Source organism: Vibrio sp. 10N.247.311.49, from assembly GCF_041467655.1.
Classification (GTDB): Bacteria; Pseudomonadota; Gammaproteobacteria; order Enterobacterales; family Vibrionaceae; genus Vibrio; species Vibrio crassostreae_C.
This window is the reverse complement of record NZ_JBFSVA010000021.1, coordinates 31482-49383: the sequence shown is the minus strand read 5'-3', so window position 1 is coordinate 49383 and position 17902 is coordinate 31482. Positions and strand designations below refer to the sequence as shown.

Genomic DNA, 17902 nt, shown 5'->3' with positions numbered 1-17902 from the left:
TATGAGTGATGACACGGTCAGTCCCCAAAAACAAACTGGCGCAGATTATCTGCGTCAGATCCTGAGAGCGCCAGTTTACGAAGCCGCAATCGTGACACCTCTGCAAGAGATGCCTCGCTTAAGTGCTCGCATTGGTAATCAGGTTCAGCTAAAGCGTGAAGACCGTCAGCCGGTCCACTCGTTCAAGCTACGTGGTGCCTACAACATGGTATCAAGCCTTTCAGAGCAACAGAAAGCCGCAGGTGTGATTGCAGCATCGGCAGGTAACCATGCTCAAGGTATGGCGCTGTCCGGTTCTAAGCTTGGTATTCAAACCACGATTGTGATGCCAAAAACCACACCAGACATCAAGGTTGATGCGGTACGTGGCTTTGGCGGTAACGTAGTTCTACACGGCAGCAACTTTGATGAAGCTAAAGCTGAAGCAGAACGCCTTTCTGCTGAACATGGCTTTACCTTTGTACCGCCTTTCGATCACCCACTGGTGATTGCAGGACAAGGCACGATGGGTATGGAGATGCTGCAGCAGAATGGTCATATGGATTACATCTTTGTGCCGGTTGGTGGTGGTGGCTTAGCTGCGGGTGTTGCTGTATTAGTAAAACAGCTGATGCCAGAGATTAAAGTCATTGCAGTAGAACCAGAAGATTCGTCTTGCTTAAAAGCGGCCCTCGATGCCGGTGAACCTGTGGTACTGGATCAAGTCAGCATGTTTGCCGATGGCGTTGCGGTTAAGCGCATTGGTGAAGAGACATTCCGTCTGTGTCAGCAGTACATCGATGGTCACATTGCCGTGTCTAGCGATGAGATCTGCTCTGCGGTCAAAGACATCTTTGAAGACACTCGTGCGATTGCCGAGCCTTCTGGTGCGCTTGCTCTGGCTGGTTTAAAGAAGTTTGCAGAGCAGAACCAACTGCAAGGCAAACAACTGGCAACTGTACTTTCTGGTGCTAATACCAACTTCCATGGTCTGCGCTATGTGTCTGAACGTTGTGAGCTGGGTGAAAAGCGCGAAGGTCTACTTGCGGTTACTATTCCTGAGCGACAAGGTGCCTTCCTAGAGTTCTGTAATATCATTGGCGGCCGTGCTGTGACTGAGTTTAACTACCGTCATAACGATGACAGCCTAGCGAACATCTTCGTCGGTGTACGTCTCAATGGTGGACAAGAAGAACTCGATCACATCATCAACGACCTGCGTGAAGGTGGCTATCCAGTCGTCGATCTGTCTGATGATGAGATGGCAAAACTGCACATTCGTTACATGATTGGTGGCAAACCATCAAAACCATTGAAAGAGCGCCTATACAGCTTCGAGTTTCCTGAATACCCAGGAGCATTGATTAAGTTCCTTGATACCTTAGGTACCCATTGGAATATCAGCCTGTTCAACTACCGTAACCACGGCGCTGATTACGGCCGTGTATTGTGTGGATTCGAACTGGATGATGATGATTTAGCTCAGTTCTCAACACATCTACGAGAGCTTGGCTATCAGTGTAAAGATGAAACCGATAACCCTTCCTACAAGTTCTTCTTGTCATAAGAGTTAACGACCGAATCAAAAAGAGCGAGTATTTACTCGCTCTTTTTATTGGTGCTGATTCAACTCAAACTTGAAAAGGATCTTCTCGCTAAGATCATTAGATCGCCTTGCGATGATCCAACCAATCTTGGTGAAGTTGTTCACTCGATCCTAGGTATTTCACCATCCACTCGATCAACTTATGGTTATCGTCTTTTCGCCACACCAAACAACAATGACTCTGCGGACTCGGTTCAGGCAGTATTTTTTCCACCAGCAAGCCTTGTTCGATAATTGGCGCGGAAATGTGCCTCGGCATATAACCCACCCCTACTCCATTTTTAAGGCATTCAATTGCGCTATACCAATTGGGTAACAACAGGCGTCTTTGACTTGAGTAGTGGCCTGTGTGTCGCTTAGGGAGCACACTGGAGGTATCATCCAAGCAGATGGCTGGATATTGGCTCACGAACTCTTCATTGAGGTTCTGTTCGCGCACACACGGGTGACTTGGCGACATTACAAATGCCCAATCTAATTGCCCCATGTCTTTGACTTCAAAATCGCCACCAACTGGCACAGCTGAGGTGGCGCCAATCACGATATCCGCCCTGCCCTGTGCAATCGCTTCCCATGAGCCGTTAAACACCTCCATGTTGATCTGAAGTTCGGCAAACTCAAAGGTTTGATAGAACTCTTCAATCATCGGCTTCATCTTGTCGAGCTTCACCACATTATCGAGCGTCAGACGCAAGGTTTTCTTCCAACCTCGAGCTGCTCGACGAGTCTGGGCACTGACCTCTTCCATTTGCCTCAGTAGTGCACGCGCCTCTTCAATGAACAGTTCACCTGCCGGAGTGAGCTCAACCTTTCTCGGTAAACGCCTGAAAAGCAGCACATCCAGTTCTTGTTCGACCTGTCTGACACCATAACTGATCGCCGAGGGCACTTTGTGCAACTGCTCAGCCGCCGCGGTAAAACTGCCCAAGCGCGCTACCGTATCGAGCATTTCTAAAGAGGATTTAGAGAACATAAGCCTTCAAATTTTTTGATTGATAACCACATATTTTAGCGTTTTATTTTATCAGGTCTGAAAAATAGAATGTCAGCATAAATAAACAGGGGCTTTCACTTCTGTATATCAAACAATTTTTTTGATGATAAAAACATCACTACCTTTAGCTTAATGGCATCTTATGAATATTTCTAAATTTCAATTGGTCTACCTTGCAGTTCTTTCAATGCTTGGCTTTATTGCGACCGATATGTACCTTCCTGCATTTAAGGCAATGGAAGTTGATTTCGCAACCGGCCCAGAGCAGATTGCCCTGTCTTTAACGGTATTCCTTGGCGGTATGGCAATGGGTCAGCTTCTTTGGGGTCTGGCGAGTGACAAGTATGGTCACCGTAATACGCTGGCGGTTGGTCTTGTTATCTTTACTGCAGCTTCATTCGGCTTAGCATTCAGCACCGAGGTATGGCATCTACTGACACTGCGCTTCATTCAAGCGATCGGCGTATGTGCTCCTGCGGTAATCTGGCAAGCAATGGTTATCAAGCGTTACTCACAAAGCAGTAGCCAACAAATTTTTGCAACCATCATGCCTTTGGTTGCGCTATCTCCTGCATTAGCACCTCAGCTAGGTGTGTTACTGGCGGATAGCTTTGGCTGGCACAGCATCTTCATCACATTAACCTTGATGGGTGCACTGCTAGTGGCAACAACAATGGCTCAACCAAAAGAAGCGCCCGAAGTAAAACAAACATCGATTAAGACAGACATCAAGATGTTGCTTAAATCAAAGCCTTACATGGGTAATGTTTTAATGTTTGCATCAGCATCGGCAGCGTTCTTCGCTTACCTAACGGGTATGCCTGAGATCATGGCTCAGCTAGGTTATGAAGCAAAAGACATCGGTTTGAGCTTTATCCCACAAACAATCGCGTTCATGGCGGGTGGTTACTTCGGTAAGCAAGCAGTGAAGAAATATGGCGATGGCGTTGTACTAAGAAACCTTATCGGTTTGTTCAGTGTAGCGGCGATGCTTATCTTTATCGCATCACAGTGGGAACTGACGTCAATCTGGCCTCTACTTGCGCCTTTCTGTTTGATTGCTGTCGCAAACGGCGCACTTTACCCAATCGTAGTAAACCGTGCTCTATCAAGCGCTAAACAAAGCCCAGCAACAGCTGCTGGTCTACAAAACAGCCTGCAAATCAGTATCAGTGGCCTATCAAGTGCATTGGTCGCGGCAATGGCTAGCCAAGCACTAAGCGCGACGGGTATTGCCGTTGTGATCTGTTTGGGTGCGTTGTGGGTTGGCTATATTGTTTCGAACAAAGAGCTTTCTGAACACTTCGCGACACCTGACAACTCTCGAGTAGTCGCTGACGAGAAACAAGACTAGTTTCTAAGTTAACGAAAACAAAAAAGAGCGAGATTACTCGCTCTTTTTTTATATCTAGATAAATAAGAAAAAGCCAGTAGCGGTACTACTGACTTTCATTTAAATCATCTTATTTGTTAAGAGACTACTTTTTCTTAGTCGGACGTTTCCAATCAGCGATCTTGCGCTCTTTAGCTCGGCTGATAACCAGCTCATTTTCCAACACATCACGCGTCACTGTAGAGCCAGCACCAACCGTCGCACCATTACCAATCGTAACAGGCGCGATTAATTGGCTGTCTGAACCAACAAACACGTCATCACCAATAATGGTCTTAAACTTATTCGCCCCATCGTAGTTACAAGTAATTGCACCCGCACCCACGTTTACGCGCTGACCAATTTCAGCATCCCCAAGATAAGTCAGGTGGTTGGCTTTAGAGCCTTCGCCAAGGCGAGTGTTCTTCACTTCAACAAAGTTACCGACGTGCGAATCGTTACGCATGTCTGCACCAGGGCGTAGGCGAGTAAATGGACCAACCGTACAGTCTTCACCAACAGTCGCTCCTTCGATTACGCTGTATGGACGAATAACTGTGTTGTCATCGATCTCACAGTCTTTCAGCACGCAGCCAGTGCCGATAACCACTTTATCGCCAATGCTTACGCTGCCTTCGATGATAACGTTAGTATCAATCTCAACGTCCATACCGCACTGCAGTTCACCACGCAGATCAAAGCGGCTTGGGTCGCGTAGCATCACGCCTTGCTTCAATAGCTTATCGGCTTGCGTAGCTTGGTAAGCGCGCTCTAGGCGAGCCAGTTGCGAACGATCGTTAACGCCTTCCACTTCAATTGGGCTTACTGGGTGTACCGCTTCAACTGCACGACCTTCGTCGTGAGCCGCAGCGATAACGTCAGTCAGGTAATATTCACCCTGTGCGTTGTCGTTGCTTAGACCTGACAACCAGCGCTTCAGATCGCCACCAGTCGCCACCATAACGCCGGTATTGATCTCTTTGATAAGCTTCTGCTCATCCGTTGCATCTTTCTGTTCAACGATAGCCACAACAGGGCCATTACGACGAATAATACGTCCGTAGCCCATCGGGTTGTCTAACACGACAGTAAGTAGCGCGATGCCACCGTTTGGTTGAGCGTCTAATAGGTTTTCAATGGTTTCAGGTGAGATCAGTGGAACATCACCGTATAGCACCAATACTTTTTCATCATCAGCGAAATGTGCAGATGCTTGATCCACAGCGTGACCCGTACCCAGCTGCTCAGCTTGCAGTGCCCAGTTTACAGATTCTTCAGCTAGAGTAGCCTTCATCTGATCACCACCGTGGCCGTAAACCAGGTTGATGTTTTGAGCGCCTAAACCATTACATGTATCGATAACATGCTTCACCATTGGCTTACCCGCAAGTGTGTGCAGAACCTTTGGTGTGTTTGAATACATGCGAGTGCCTTTGCCCGCCGCGAGAATTACCGCGCTAAACTTCATTGTAAACCTATCCAACGTTATTTTTATTAAGCCGATATTGTAACCGTTTTTGGGCAAAAAATTAAATCGCAATAACCATTTAACCAGTAGTGATACGTAAAAGAAGCATTTTTGAGAATCTAAAAATGCAAAAAGGCGACCCTTAGGTCGCCTTTATCTCAGAGTCTGTAATCTTAAAAAGATTAACGACGCTGTTTTGTCAGTTCGATAACTCGTAACTGAGCAATGGCTTTAGCCAGTTCACCGGCCGCTTGTGCGAAGTCTATGTCGCCATGCTGATTTTGGATATTCTCCACAGCCTTGCGCTTAGCTTCTTCCGCCTTTGCTGCGTCTAGCTCTTCACCACGGATAGCTGTATCAGCCAGTACAGTTGCTGTACCAGGCTGAACTTCTACCATACCACCAGAAACATAAATGATTTCTTCGTGGCCGTGCTGCTTAACAATACGCACCATGCCAGGCTTGATAGCGGTCAGCAGTGGACAGTGACCATGGAAAATACCAAGTTCACCCTCACTACCGGTCACCTGAAACGTCTCAACAAGGCCTGAGAAAATTTGTTTCTCTGCACTTACAACGTCTAGGTGAAAGGTTATTGCTGCCATATCGCCTCCTAGTTAGCCTTATAGCTTCTTAGCATTCTCGATAGCTTCGTCAATTGCACCACAGTACATGAACGCTTGCTCTGGAATGTCATCGTATTCACCAGATAGAAGACCTTGGAAGCCACGTAGAGTCTCTTTAAGAGGTACGTAAATGCCTGGGTCACCTGTAAATACTTCCGCTACGTGGTAAGGCTGAGTTAGGAACTTCTCAATCTTACGAGCACGAGATACAACTTGCTTATCTTCTTCAGATAGCTCGTCCATACCTAGGATAGCAATGATATCTTTCAGCTCTTTATAGCGCTGAAGAGTAGACTGAACGCCACGAGCGATGTCGTAGTGCTCTTGTCCAACTACCAATGGATCCAGTTGACGTGAAGTAGAATCTAGCGGGTCGATCGCAGGGTATAGACCCATAGATGCGATGTTACGGTTAAGTACAACCGTTGCATCCAAGTGAGCGAACGTTGTTGCTGGAGACGGGTCAGTCAAGTCATCCGCAGGTACGTATACCGCCTGTACAGACGTGATAGAACCAGCTTTAGTTGACGTGATACGCTCTTGTAGAACACCCATTTCTTCAGCCAGTGTAGGTTGGTAACCTACCGCAGAAGGCATACGACCTAGAAGTGCTGATACTTCAGTACCTGCTAGTGTGTAACGGTAGATGTTATCAACGAACAGTAGAACGTCACGACCTTCGTCACGGAAGCGCTCTGCCATTGTTAGGCCAGTCAGGGCAACACGTAGACGGTTACCTGGTGGCTCGTTCATCTGACCGTAAACCATCGCTACTTTTGATTCTTCAGGTTTTTCGATGTTTACAACACCTGCTTCCTGCATCTCAAAGTAGAAATCGTTACCTTCACGAGTACGCTCACCTACACCTGCAAATACAGATAGGCCTGAGTGTTGAAGTGCGATGTTGTTGATAAGTTCCATCATGTTAACGGTCTTACCTACACCAGCACCACCGAATAGACCGATTTTACCACCCTTAGCGAATGGACAAATCAAGTCGATTACTTTAACACCAGTTTCTAGAAGAGCTGTCTCGTTAGACTGCTCTTCATAGCTTGGAGCTTCACGGTGAATGGCGTAATGCTCTTCAGCACCAATCTCGCCACACTCATCAATCGCGTCACCTAGGACATTCATGATACGACCCAATGTCTTAGTACCTACTGGTACTGAGATTGGAGCGCCAGTATTTTCAACTGTCAAACCACGACGTAAACCATCAGAGCTACCCATTACGATTGCGCGAACTACGCCACCGCCAAGTTGTTGCTGAACTTCAAGAACTAGACGTTCTTGTACTTCATTAACATTCAGAGCGTCGTATACACGAGGTACTTCACCCTGTGGGAACTCTACGTCGACTACCGCACCGATGATCTGTACGATCTTACCTGTAGCCATCGTTAATCCTCTAACTATTTAGTTTTACCTAAGCTTAAACCGCAGCTGCGCCTGAAACGATCTCAGAAAGTTCTTGTGTAATTGCCGCTTGACGCGCTTTGTTGTACACAAGTTCTAAGTCATCAATAATGTCACCAGCGTTATCTGTTGCTGATTTCATAGCAATCATTCGAGCCGCTTGCTCACAAGCAAGGTTCTCGACCACACCTTGATATACTTGAGATTCGACGTAGCGAACCAGTAGTGCATCTAGTAGTGGTTTTGGCTCAGGCTCATAAATGTAGTCCCAAGCATGATCGCGTTTCATGTCTTCGCTGTCTGATTTAGGCAAAGGAAGTAATTGATCGATCGTTGGTTCTTGTACCATAGTGTTTTCAAACTTGTTGAACACTACGAACAGGCGATCCAATTCGCCTTCATCATATTTCTTCAGCATAACGCTTACAGAGCCAATCAAGTCTTCAAGGCTTGGGCGATCGCCCAGACCAGAAACTTGAGCTGCTACTTTCGCGCCGCTGTTGTTGAAAAATGCTGTCGCTTTTGAACCTACAATTGCAAGTTCTACATCAGCACCTTTCTCAGACCAATCTTTCATGTCGTTCATAGCTTTTTTGAACAAGTTAATGTTCAAACCACCACAAAGACCACGGTCTGTAGAAACGATGATGTAACCAACACGTTTGGCTTCACGTTCCTCAAGATAAGGATGCTTATACTCGAGGCTACCATTAGCCAAATGACCGATCACTTTACGCATTGTTTCTGCATATGGACGAGTAGCTTCCATTGCGTCTTGAGAACGACGCATTTTCGAAGCTGCTACCATTTCCATTGCTTTCGTAATCTTCTGTGTGCTTTTAACACTACCGATTTTATTACGTATCTCTTTTGCGCCGGCCATCGTTACTCTCCGTTAATGGTATGAGGTGGCCCTAAGACCACCTACCAATTACCAGGTCTGGGTTGCCTTGAAATCGTCAACAAGCTTCTTCAGCTCAGCTTCGATTTCTTTGTTGAAAGCACCCGTTGCGTCGATCTGTGTTGCTAGATCAGCGTATTGACCACGAGCAAACGACAGTAAAGCAGCTTCAAAATCTAGAACTTTTGACAGTTCTACGTCTTGAAGGTATCCACGCTCTGCAGCGAAGATTACTAGAGCTTGGTCAAATACAGACATAGGAGCATATTGTTTCTGCTTCATCAGTTCTGTAACTTTTTGACCGTGGTCTAGTTGCTTTTTGGTCGCTTCATCAAGATCCGATGAGAACTGTGCAAATGCTGCTAGTTCACGGTATTGAGCTAGAGCAGTACGGATACCGCCAGATAGCTTCTTGATGATTTTAGTCTGCGCCGAACCACCTACACGAGAAACTGAGATACCAGGGTCAACAGCTGGACGTACGCCCGCGTTGAATAGCTCAGTTTGTAGGAAGATCTGACCATCGGTAATCGAGATTACGTTCGTCGGTACGAATGCAGATACGTCACCAGCTTGCGTTTCGATGATAGGAAGAGCAGTTAAAGAACCCGTCTTGCCTTTCACTTCGCCTTTAGTGAATTCTTCTACGTAGTGTTCGCTTACACGAGCAGCACGCTCTAGTAGACGAGAGTGAAGGTAGAAAACATCACCAGGGAACGCTTCACGACCTGGTGGACGCTTAAGTAGTAGCGAGATTTGACGGTAAGCGACAGCTTGCTTAGATAGGTCATCATAAACAATCAGTGCATCTTCACCGCGATCACGGAAGTATTCGCCCATCGCACAACCAGCATACGGTGCAAGGTATTGCAGCGCTGCAGATTCAGAAGCCGATGCAACAACAACAACAGTGTTTGCTAGTGCGCCGTGCTCTTCTAGTTTGCGAACTACGTTAGCAATAGTCGACGCTTTTTGGCCGATAGCTACGTAGATAGAGAAAATACCAGAATCTTTTTGGTTAATAATCGCATCGATCGCCATTGCTGTTTTACCAGTCTGACGGTCACCGATTACTAGTTCACGTTGACCACGACCGATAGGGATCATTGAGTCAACAGACTTGTAACCAGTTTGAACAGGTTGATCTACCGATTTACGGTCGATTACACCTGGTGCGATAATTTCTACAGGCGAAGTCAATTTAGCTTCGATTGGACCTTTACCATCAATTGGCTCACCTAGCGTGTTTACAACACGACCAAGCATTTCAGGACCTACTGGTACTTCTAGAATACGACCAGTACCTGTAACTTTCATGCCTTCCTGTAGGTCAGCATACGGGCCCATTACAACAGCACCAACCGAATCACGGTTCAAGTTCAGTGCTAGAGCGTAACGGCCACCCGGTAGTTCGATCATTTCACCTTGCATCACGTCCGCTAGGCCGTGGATGCTAAGGATGCCATCGCTTACAGAAACGATAGTACCTTCATTGCGAGCTTCACTAACAACGTCGAAAGATTCAATACGTTGTTTAATTAGATCGCTAATTTCAGTGGAATTAAGTTGCATGCTCCAATCCCCATTAAGACTGCAATGCATCGCTCAGGCGGTCTAAACGACTGCGCGCTGAGTTATCGATGACTAGGTCTCCGGCTCGAATAATAACTCCACTAAGTAGAGTCTCATCTATACTGCAATTCAGCTGAACTTTGCGCGCAAGGCGCAGTTCCAATTTGCTGATAATGCTTGTGCGTTGTTCTTCAGAAAGTTCAACAGCTGAAGTAACTTCAACGTCGATCTCTTTCTCATACTCTTTTTTGAGTATAAAGAACTCTTTACAAACATCAGGAAAAGCCATTAAGCGGCCATTCTCTGCCATCACTTTAATTAAGTTCTGGCCGAATTCATCAAATTGTTCGCCACAAATTACAATGAATACTTCAGCTAATTTTTCAGCAGTCATAGAACCGCTTAATAAATTGTGAACATCATCATTTTGTGCCACTTCGGCAGCAAAAGTAAGCATTTGACCCCATTGGTCTAGCTCACCTTTATCTACCGCAAAGTCAAACGCTGCTTTAGCATAGGGGCGTGCGATTGTAGTCAAATCAGACATATACAGCCCCTTGCTTTAAAGTTTTGCAGTAATGTTGTTAAGAAGATCATCGTGTACATCTTTATCGATTGTACGCTCAAGGATTTTCTCAGCACCAGCTATAGCCAGAGTTGCGACTTGTTTGCGCAGGTCATCACGGGCACGTGTACGCTCTGCTTCAATTTCTGCTTCAGCTTGCGCTAAGATTTTCTGGCGTTCTGCCTGAGCTTCTTCGCGTGCTTCATCAATAATTTGAGCTTTACGTTTGTTTGCCTGATCAATAACCTCAGTTGCAGTGCGCTTTGCTTCTTTCATTTGCTCAGAAGCGTTGGCTTGTGCCAGGTTCAAGTCTTTAGCAGCGCGTTCAGCGGCTACAAGACCGTCAGCAATTTTTTTCTGACGTTCTTCAATTGCTTGCATGATTGGTGGCCATACATATTTCATGCAGAACCAAACAAACAGTGAAAAAGCAATTGCTTGACCTAGCAGAGTTGCGTTCATATTCACAACAGCTACCCCTCGTTAAGAATCAACTACAAAAATTTAATTAACTATTAAAGAGTTAATTAGCCTGCTAGTTGACCAACAAATGGGTTAGCAAACGTGAATAGTAGTGCGATTACGATACCGATCATTGGAACAGCATCCAGTAGACCAGCGATGATGAACATCTTAACTTGTAGCATTGGAGCCATTTCAGGTTGACGCGCAGCGCCTTCTAGGAATTTACCACCAAGAATAGCAAAACCAATTGCAGTACCTACGGCACAAAGACCAACAATAATAGCAACAGCGATTGCTGAAAAACTTAGTACAGTTTCCATTTACGTTCTCCGATTAACATTAATAGTTAGAATAAAGCTTAAAAATTTTTTAGTGATCACTATCTTCATGAGCCATTGATAAGTAAACGATTGTCAACATCATGAAAACAAACGCTTGAATCAATATAACTAAGATATGGAAGATAGCCCAAGGTAGTGCACCTACCCATTGTAAGTACCACGGTAGCATTGCCGCGATAAGAATAAACACCACCTCACCCGCAAACATATTACCAAATAAACGCATACCTAGAGATAGTGGCTTCGCTAATAACGAAATTACCTCAAGTACCAAGTTAAATGGGATCATGATTGGGTGATTAAATGGATGCAGTGCCAATTCTTTAGCAAATCCGCCTAGGCCTTTCACTTTGATGCTGTAGTAGATCATCAGAGCAAAAACACCCAAAGCCATTGCCATGGTTATATTTACATCAGCTGTAGGAACCACTTTCAAGTAAGGGATACCTAGCCAATGCTCTGCAGGATATGGTAAGAAATCGATAGGCACTAAGTCCATCAAGTTCATAATGATAATCCAGCAGAATATAGTCAGTGCTAGTGGGGCAATCAGAGGGTTGCGACCATGGAAAGTTTCTTTAACGTTGTCGCCAACGAATTCCACTACCATTTCAACAAAACACTGAAGCTTACCAGGTACACCTACTGTTGCTTTCTTAGCGACTGAGCGAAAAACCCAAAGGAATAACATCCCTGTCAACACCGAAAAAAACAGACTGTCTATATGTACGTTCCAGAAACTTGTCTCCTCTACAAGACCAAACTTAGCTAAAGAAAGGTTTTGTAAATGGTGTTCAATGTATCCGGATGCTGTTGGCGCAGCCATAACTCATCCTATTTTTTATTGTTAATGAAAAGCACTGGCGCAAAGATATTAATACCTAGAACCAGTAAATAGGTCAGTTTGAGGGGAATTAATTCCACCTGCATATACATGTAGACAATAGAGAATAGTAGAACTGTGATAAGGATCTTTAGTGCTTCACCTGCATAGAACGACGCCGCAACTAACTTAGTTGCGCGAGCTCCACAAAATAGGAAAGCACACACACAAAAAACCACATTCGCGATGACAAAAATACCGCCACCAACCAATGCAGCAAAACCCCAATCAGGATTAACAGCTAAACCTAACCCTATCGCCACTAATATAACCGCGCTAAGCTCGATCAATAACATTTGCTTTGCAAGCACTCGTCCTGGTCTTGCTAACGCCGCTACCATGTATTCGTTCCTCTTTAAGCCCACTTTACCACTCGCTTAAAAGCGTGCTGAGAAATTGGCGAAAATTATACGTTCAGCCAAATTGATTGCAATAAGAATGCAGCAATCATTTACATTTCTGTATACAAACCGACAACTTTTGTAAGAAATTACTTGTTTATTACATAATTGACCTAAATCAATTATCTCATCTAGTACTCTAGTTTAGCAATAAGTTGCTCTAATTTGTGAGGCTCATCAAGAGTAATTGTCACTTTTGACTTACCGCTAACAGAACGAGTAACTGAAACGTTTGCTTGCAATTTTTCCGTGAGTCTTCGTGAAAGTTCGATGGCCTCAGTGTCTTCGGGCTTCGATTCAGCTTCAACGTCTGGTTTTAAGCACTTTTTGACAAGTTGCTCAGTTTGACGCACGGTCATTTTTTTGGTTGCTGCAGTATTCGCTGCCTCAACCTGGGTAACACCTTCAAGTGCAAGCAGTGCTCTAGCATGCCCCATTTCTAGTTGTTTATTGGAAACTAAACCTTTTACTTCATTTTCGAGCTGATTTAGACGTAATAAGTTACTAACGGTAGCTCTCGATTTACCAATCACATCGGCGACCTGCTGATGTGTCAGTGAAAACTCGTTCTGCAAGCGCTCTAGCGCTTGTGATTCTTCGATAACATTCAGATCTTCACGTTGAATGTTCTCGATCAATGCCATCGCAATCGCGGCCTTGTCTTCTACTCTCTTGATCAAGCATGGAACTTGTTTAAGACCAGCTTGACGAGCCGCTCTCCAACGACGTTCACCAGCAATAATCTCAAACTGGTCGTGCGCCAATGGGCGAACTACGATCGGTTGGATAATGCCTTGAGATTGAATTGATGCTGCCAGCTCTTCTAGCGCTTCAGGCGCAATATCCTTACGCGGTTGATATACACCAGGCTTCAAGCAACCAACAGCCAGTTCAATAAGCTCACCATCAGCCGACAACGCCTGACTATGAGAAGCAACTTGCTGTTTTTCACGAGCCAATGAGCTAGTTGCAAGCAATGCATCTAGCCCTTTTCCTAAACCACGCTTAGACATTGAGCGAATTCCTTTGGTTGGACCTATACTGGGACTTCTTCACGACGCAACATTTCGCCAGCAAGAGCAAGGTAAGCCTTAGCTCCTGCGGAATATTTGTCGTAGTACATTGCTGGCTTGCCGTGACTCGGGGCTTCTGCCAGACGCACATTTCTAGGGATCACAGTTCGGTAGACTTTGCTACCAAAGTGTTTTTTGAGTTGATCAGATACTTCGTTCGATAAGCGGTTGCGAGGATCGTACATAGTACGCAGAAGACCTTCGATCTTCAGGTTCTCGTTTACAACAGCCGCTAGCTTACTGATGGTATCCATCAATGCAGTCAAACCTTCCAAAGCAAAGTATTCACATTGCATAGGAACCAATACGGAGTCGGCCGCAGCCATCGCGTTGATTGTAAGAAGGTTTAATGAGGGCGGGCAATCAATAAAGATGAAATCATAATTATTGCGAATGGGTTCGAGTGCATTTTTTAAACGAACTTCACGAGCAAACACTTCCATCAGCTTGATTTCTGCCGCAGTAACATCACCGTTCGCGGCGATGAGGTCATAATTGCCAGATGTACTCCGGCAAACCACCTCATCAAATGGGGTGTCTTCAACCAACAAATCGTAAGCTGTTGCTTCAACTTGATACTTGTCGACACCGCTCGCCATAGTGGCATTACCTTGAGGATCGAGGTCAACAACCAATATCTTGCGTTTTGTTGCCGCCATTGATGCTGCTAAATTAATGCAAGTTGTTGTTTTTCCTACGCCACCCTTCTGGTTGGCAATTGCTACGATTCTACCCACTATGGCCTCGCTGATTATCCCTGACGCGATAAAGTAACTAGATGACGCTCTCCATCAAGCTCTGGCACTTGCAAAGCTTTAATGTCTGTCACTGAACACCATTCAGGTAACAGGTCGATTTCGTCTCTAGGATGTTGTCCCTTAAGAGCCAAAAATACACCGGATTGCTCTTTAGGTAAATGGTGACACCACTCTACCATGTCTGTCATTGACGCAAATGCACGACTGAGCACTGCATCAAACTTTTCTTCTGGTTGAAATTCTTCAACGCGACTTTGAACCGGTACCACGTTGTCGATACCCAGCTCATGAATCACCTGTTTGATAAAACGAATACGCTTACCTAGGCTGTCTAGCAAGTAAAACTCGCAGTCTGGATTCATGATTGAGAGCGGAATCCCAGGAAGACCAGGTCCCGTACCCACATCGATAAAGCGCTTACCTTGTAAGTGAGTGCTAACAATGATGCTATCTAAGATATGTTTCACCATCATTTCTTGTGGGTCACGAACTGATGTTAGGTTATAAGCTTTGTTCCACTTGTTCAGTAACTCAACGTAGCCAACCAACTGGCCACGTTGTTTTTCAGATACTTCAAGTTCAGTCTGGCCAATAAGGTGATCCAGTTTTTCGCGTAATGCGCTCATTATGCTTCCTCACCTTTTTTCAACAGACCGTGTTTTTTCAAGTAAACCAACAGAATTGAGATTGCTGCAGGTGTGATACCTGAAATTCGCGAAGCAATACCAATTGAGTCAGGCTTAGCTGTCGTTAGTTTAAGAACCACTTCGTTAGAAAGTCCTTTTACCTTGCTGTAATCGATATCAGCAGGCAGTTTGGTGTTTTCATGACGCAGTGATTTTTCAATTTCGTCTTGTTGACGCTGAATGTAACCATCGTACTTCACTTGGATCTCAACTTGCTCAGACGCTTGTTGATCTTCCAGTGCAGGACCAAAACGATCCAATGCGGTTAACTGTGAATAAGTCATTTCAGGGCGACGAAGAAGATCTTCACCGCTCGCTTCACGAGACATTGGTGTTTTCAGAATTTGGTTCAGTTGATCAATATCTTCAGATTTTGGATTAATCCAAGTCTCTTTCAGACGTTGACGCTCCTTCTCCATGTTTTCCATCTTCTCGTTGAAACGAGCCCAACGAGCGTCATCAACAAGGCCAAGTTCACGCGACTTTTCAGTCAAGCGGATATCGGCGTTGTCTTCACGAAGCAGCAGACGGTATTCCGCGCGAGACGTAAACATGCGGTAAGGTTCTTTGGTACCCATGGTAGATAGGTCGTCGATAAGCACGCCCATGTAAGCTTGGTCACGACGTGGACTCCAGCCTTCTTTGCCTTGAGTAAACAAACTTGCATTCAGACCGGCCATCAAGCCTTGTGCAGCCGCTTCTTCATAGCCAGTGGTACCGTTGATTTGACCCGCAAAGAATAGACCTTTGATAAACTTAGTTTCGTAAGTCAGCTTAAGGTCGCGAGGATCAAAGAAATCGTACTCAATCGCATAGCCAGGGCGAACGATATGAGCATTTTCAAAGCCCTTCATCGAACGAACAATTTGAACCTGTACATCAAACGGCAGACTGGTAGAGATACCATTCGGGTATAGCTCGTGAGTCGTTAGACCTTCTGGCTCAATAAAAATTTGGTGACTGTTCTTGTCAGCAAAACGCATTACTTTGTCTTCAATCGAAGGGCAGTAACGAGGGCCAATGCCTTCAATCACACCCGCGTACATAGGGCTGCGATCAAGGTTGGCACGAATTACGTCATGCGTATTTTCATTGGTATGCGTGATGTAACATGGAATTTGACGAGGTTGTTGAGCTCGGCTGCCCATGAACGAGAAAACAGGCGTCGGGTTATCACCGTGCTGAACCTCAAGCTCAGAAAAATCAACGCTACGCGCATCGATACGAGGAGGAGTACCTGTTTTCAGGCGATCAACTCGGAATGGAAGATCACGAAGACGGTCAGCCAGTGCGATCGATGGTGGATCACCAGCACGGCCACCTGAAGAACTTTCCATACCAATATGGATCTTGCCGCCTAGGAATGTGCCCACAGTCAGAACCACAGCGCTTGCGCGGAACTTAAGGCCCATCTGCGTTACCACACCTACCACTTGATCCTGTTCAACGATCAAGTCATCAACCGACTGTTGGAACAAAGTCAGGTTTGGCGTGTTTTCAAGAACGTTACGAACAAAGGCTTTGTACAGTGCGCGGTCAGCTTGTGCACGAGTAGCACGAACCGCAGGGCCTTTTGATGCGTTCAATGTTCTGAACTGAATACCTGCATTATCAATAGCTTGCGCCATTAATCCACCCATTGCATCGACCTCTTTTACCAAGTGGCCCTTACCGATCCCGCCAATGGCTGGGTTACAAGACATTTGTCCTAGTGTATCGATATTATGAGTAAGTAATAACGTACTTTGACCAGTACGTGCAGATGCGAGTGCGGCTTCCGTTCCTGCATGGCCACCACCAACAACGATGACGTCAAATTTTTCGTGATAAAGCATGAACCGACCTCAGGTATTCAAACGTTTTCTAGATTGATAAAAAGGAGCGATATTCTACCTGTTTTCATAGCCTGAGAAAACGTTTTTGGGATTTTTCGAAAAAGCTGTTTTTAATTAATATAGATAAGATCTTTAAGGAGATCTTTTATTAGATCTATTATTAGGATCGAGGGTATCTGTGGATAAGTCGGAAATGATCAACGAGATCATGGATCTTTTTTGGATCAAATGATGTGATCTAACTTTGATCAGGATGAGGATTAGCTGGGATCAAAATGGCTACTTATTCACAGGAGGAAATTAGCCTAAAACTTGTTATTTGGATAACTATAGGTTAATCACCGTATATGTATGATCTTATCCACAGCAGAAATTGAAAATAGATCGCTAATTTTCGATGTTTTTGAAAAAAAGTTATTCACAATCACGATGTTCAGAGACAAAAAAAGCGGCATAAGCCGCTTTTTGAGAGAGGAGAGAGGTTAAAACTGGTCGCTATGATCGTTGAACCAAGCTTCTGCTGCGTCTTCTGGTACCGGAGTTTCCAATACATCGATGGTAAAACAGTCAGAAATAGGCTGAGCACCGAGCTCTTTCATCTGGCTGTGGACTGATTTTCCCGCCAAACAGAAGGTATCGTAACTCGAATCACCAAGCGCCACGACAGCAAAGCGAACCGGGCTTAAATCTGGAGATTGCTGGGTCAATGCGTCGATAAACGGCTTAATATTATCTGGAAATTCACCCGCACCATGAGTTGAAGTCACCAGCAACCAAAAGCCTTGTTGGGGAATATCATCGAATTCAGGCTGATTATGAAGGGTGATCTCGTGGCCTTGCTCTTCAAGAAGATCATTAAGGTGATCGCCAACGTACTCTGCACCACCTAAGGTGCTGCCTGTAATAATGTGGATCATTAAGCTGTCCTTACTAAAGAAAAAGGCCAGCATGAGCCGGC

At 45.3% G+C, this 17902-nt stretch carries 18 protein-coding genes; 2 read left to right on the top strand and 16 right to left on the bottom strand.

Annotated elements, in window-relative coordinates; genetic code table 11:
* Nucleotide 1: 1 nt before the first annotated feature.
* Nucleotides 2-1546: a threonine ammonia-lyase, biosynthetic gene (ilvA, locus tag AB6E54_RS17870; protein WP_372058958.1), complete on the top strand. Its 1545-nt coding sequence runs from the start codon at nucleotides 2-4 to the stop codon at nucleotides 1544-1546.
* Between the two features lie 97 nt (nucleotides 1547-1643).
* Here the strand turns inward: ilvA and punR are convergent, their stop codons facing one another.
* Nucleotides 1644-2558: a DNA-binding transcriptional activator PunR gene (gene punR, locus AB6E54_RS17865; protein ID WP_372106610.1), complete on the bottom strand. Its 915-nt coding sequence runs from the start codon at nucleotides 2556-2558 to the stop codon at nucleotides 1644-1646.
* Nucleotides 2559-2721: 163 nt separating this feature from the next.
* Between punR and punC the strand changes: the two genes are divergently transcribed.
* A complete protein-coding gene (gene punC, locus AB6E54_RS17860; protein WP_017063021.1) occupies nucleotides 2722-3933 on the top strand; it encodes a purine nucleoside transporter PunC in 1212 nt (403 codons plus the stop codon).
* Between the two features lie 124 nt (nucleotides 3934-4057).
* Here punC and glmU read toward each other — a convergent pair whose 3' ends face one another.
* The 15 genes from glmU to mioC all read right to left on the bottom strand — a co-directional run bounded on the left by glmU (nucleotide 4058) and on the right by mioC (nucleotide 17861).
* Nucleotides 4058-5419, bottom strand: a complete 1362-nt coding sequence (gene glmU / locus AB6E54_RS17855) for a bifunctional UDP-N-acetylglucosamine diphosphorylase/glucosamine-1-phosphate N-acetyltransferase GlmU (RefSeq protein WP_372106608.1) — start codon at nucleotides 5417-5419, stop codon at nucleotides 4058-4060.
* 182 nt (nucleotides 5420-5601) lie between these two features.
* The gene (locus AB6E54_RS17850) at nucleotides 5602-6024 is read right to left on the bottom strand and encodes a F0F1 ATP synthase subunit epsilon (RefSeq protein WP_017058791.1); all 423 of its coding nucleotides are present in this window, start codon (nucleotides 6022-6024) and stop codon (nucleotides 5602-5604) included.
* Between the two features lie 18 nt (nucleotides 6025-6042).
* Entirely contained in the window at nucleotides 6043-7446 is a 1404-nt protein-coding gene (gene atpD / locus AB6E54_RS17845; protein WP_017058792.1) for a F0F1 ATP synthase subunit beta, read from the bottom strand.
* 34 nt (nucleotides 7447-7480) lie between these two features.
* Complete coding sequence (atpG, locus tag AB6E54_RS17840; protein WP_017058793.1) at nucleotides 7481-8347, bottom strand: F0F1 ATP synthase subunit gamma; 867 nt, start codon at nucleotides 8345-8347, stop codon at nucleotides 7481-7483.
* 48 nt (nucleotides 8348-8395) lie between these two features.
* The gene (gene atpA / locus AB6E54_RS17835; protein WP_372106606.1) at nucleotides 8396-9937 is read right to left on the bottom strand and encodes a F0F1 ATP synthase subunit alpha; all 1542 of its coding nucleotides are present in this window, start codon (nucleotides 9935-9937) and stop codon (nucleotides 8396-8398) included.
* A gap of 13 nt (nucleotides 9938-9950) precedes the next feature.
* A complete protein-coding gene (atpH, locus tag AB6E54_RS17830) occupies nucleotides 9951-10484 on the bottom strand; it encodes a F0F1 ATP synthase subunit delta (RefSeq protein WP_010433233.1) in 534 nt (177 codons plus the stop codon).
* A 15-nt stretch (nucleotides 10485-10499) separates the two neighbouring features.
* The gene (atpF, locus tag AB6E54_RS17825) at nucleotides 10500-10970 is read right to left on the bottom strand and encodes a F0F1 ATP synthase subunit B (RefSeq protein WP_010433231.1); all 471 of its coding nucleotides are present in this window, start codon (nucleotides 10968-10970) and stop codon (nucleotides 10500-10502) included.
* 59 nt (nucleotides 10971-11029) lie between these two features.
* Nucleotides 11030-11287, bottom strand: a complete 258-nt coding sequence (gene atpE, locus AB6E54_RS17820; RefSeq protein ID WP_004411110.1) for a F0F1 ATP synthase subunit C — start codon at nucleotides 11285-11287, stop codon at nucleotides 11030-11032.
* A 49-nt stretch (nucleotides 11288-11336) separates the two neighbouring features.
* On the bottom strand, nucleotides 11337-12134 hold the full coding sequence (atpB, locus tag AB6E54_RS17815; protein WP_009848124.1) for a F0F1 ATP synthase subunit A: 798 nt from the start codon (nucleotides 12132-12134) through the stop codon (nucleotides 11337-11339).
* A gap of 8 nt (nucleotides 12135-12142) precedes the next feature.
* Complete coding sequence (locus tag AB6E54_RS17810) at nucleotides 12143-12532, bottom strand: F0F1 ATP synthase subunit I (protein WP_010433210.1); 390 nt, start codon at nucleotides 12530-12532, stop codon at nucleotides 12143-12145.
* A gap of 191 nt (nucleotides 12533-12723) precedes the next feature.
* Entirely contained in the window at nucleotides 12724-13605 is an 882-nt protein-coding gene (locus AB6E54_RS17805; RefSeq protein WP_372106605.1) for a ParB/RepB/Spo0J family partition protein, read from the bottom strand.
* A gap of 23 nt (nucleotides 13606-13628) precedes the next feature.
* Nucleotides 13629-14402: a ParA family protein gene (locus AB6E54_RS17800; protein WP_029235097.1), complete on the bottom strand. Its 774-nt coding sequence runs from the start codon at nucleotides 14400-14402 to the stop codon at nucleotides 13629-13631.
* Nucleotides 14403-14416: 14 nt separating this feature from the next.
* A complete protein-coding gene (rsmG, locus tag AB6E54_RS17795; protein WP_017058801.1) occupies nucleotides 14417-15049 on the bottom strand; it encodes a 16S rRNA (guanine(527)-N(7))-methyltransferase RsmG in 633 nt (210 codons plus the stop codon).
* Nucleotides 15049-16944 carry a tRNA uridine-5-carboxymethylaminomethyl(34) synthesis enzyme MnmG gene (gene mnmG / locus AB6E54_RS17790; protein ID WP_372106603.1) on the bottom strand — a complete coding sequence of 632 codons (1896 nt, stop codon included), beginning with the start codon at nucleotides 16942-16944 and terminating at the stop codon, nucleotides 15049-15051. Before mnmG ends, rsmG begins: the two co-directional genes overlap by 1 nt.
* 482 nt (nucleotides 16945-17426) lie before the next feature.
* Entirely contained in the window at nucleotides 17427-17861 is a 435-nt protein-coding gene (mioC, locus tag AB6E54_RS17785) for an FMN-binding protein MioC (RefSeq protein WP_017058804.1), read from the bottom strand.
* Nucleotides 17862-17902 lie beyond the last annotated feature (41 nt).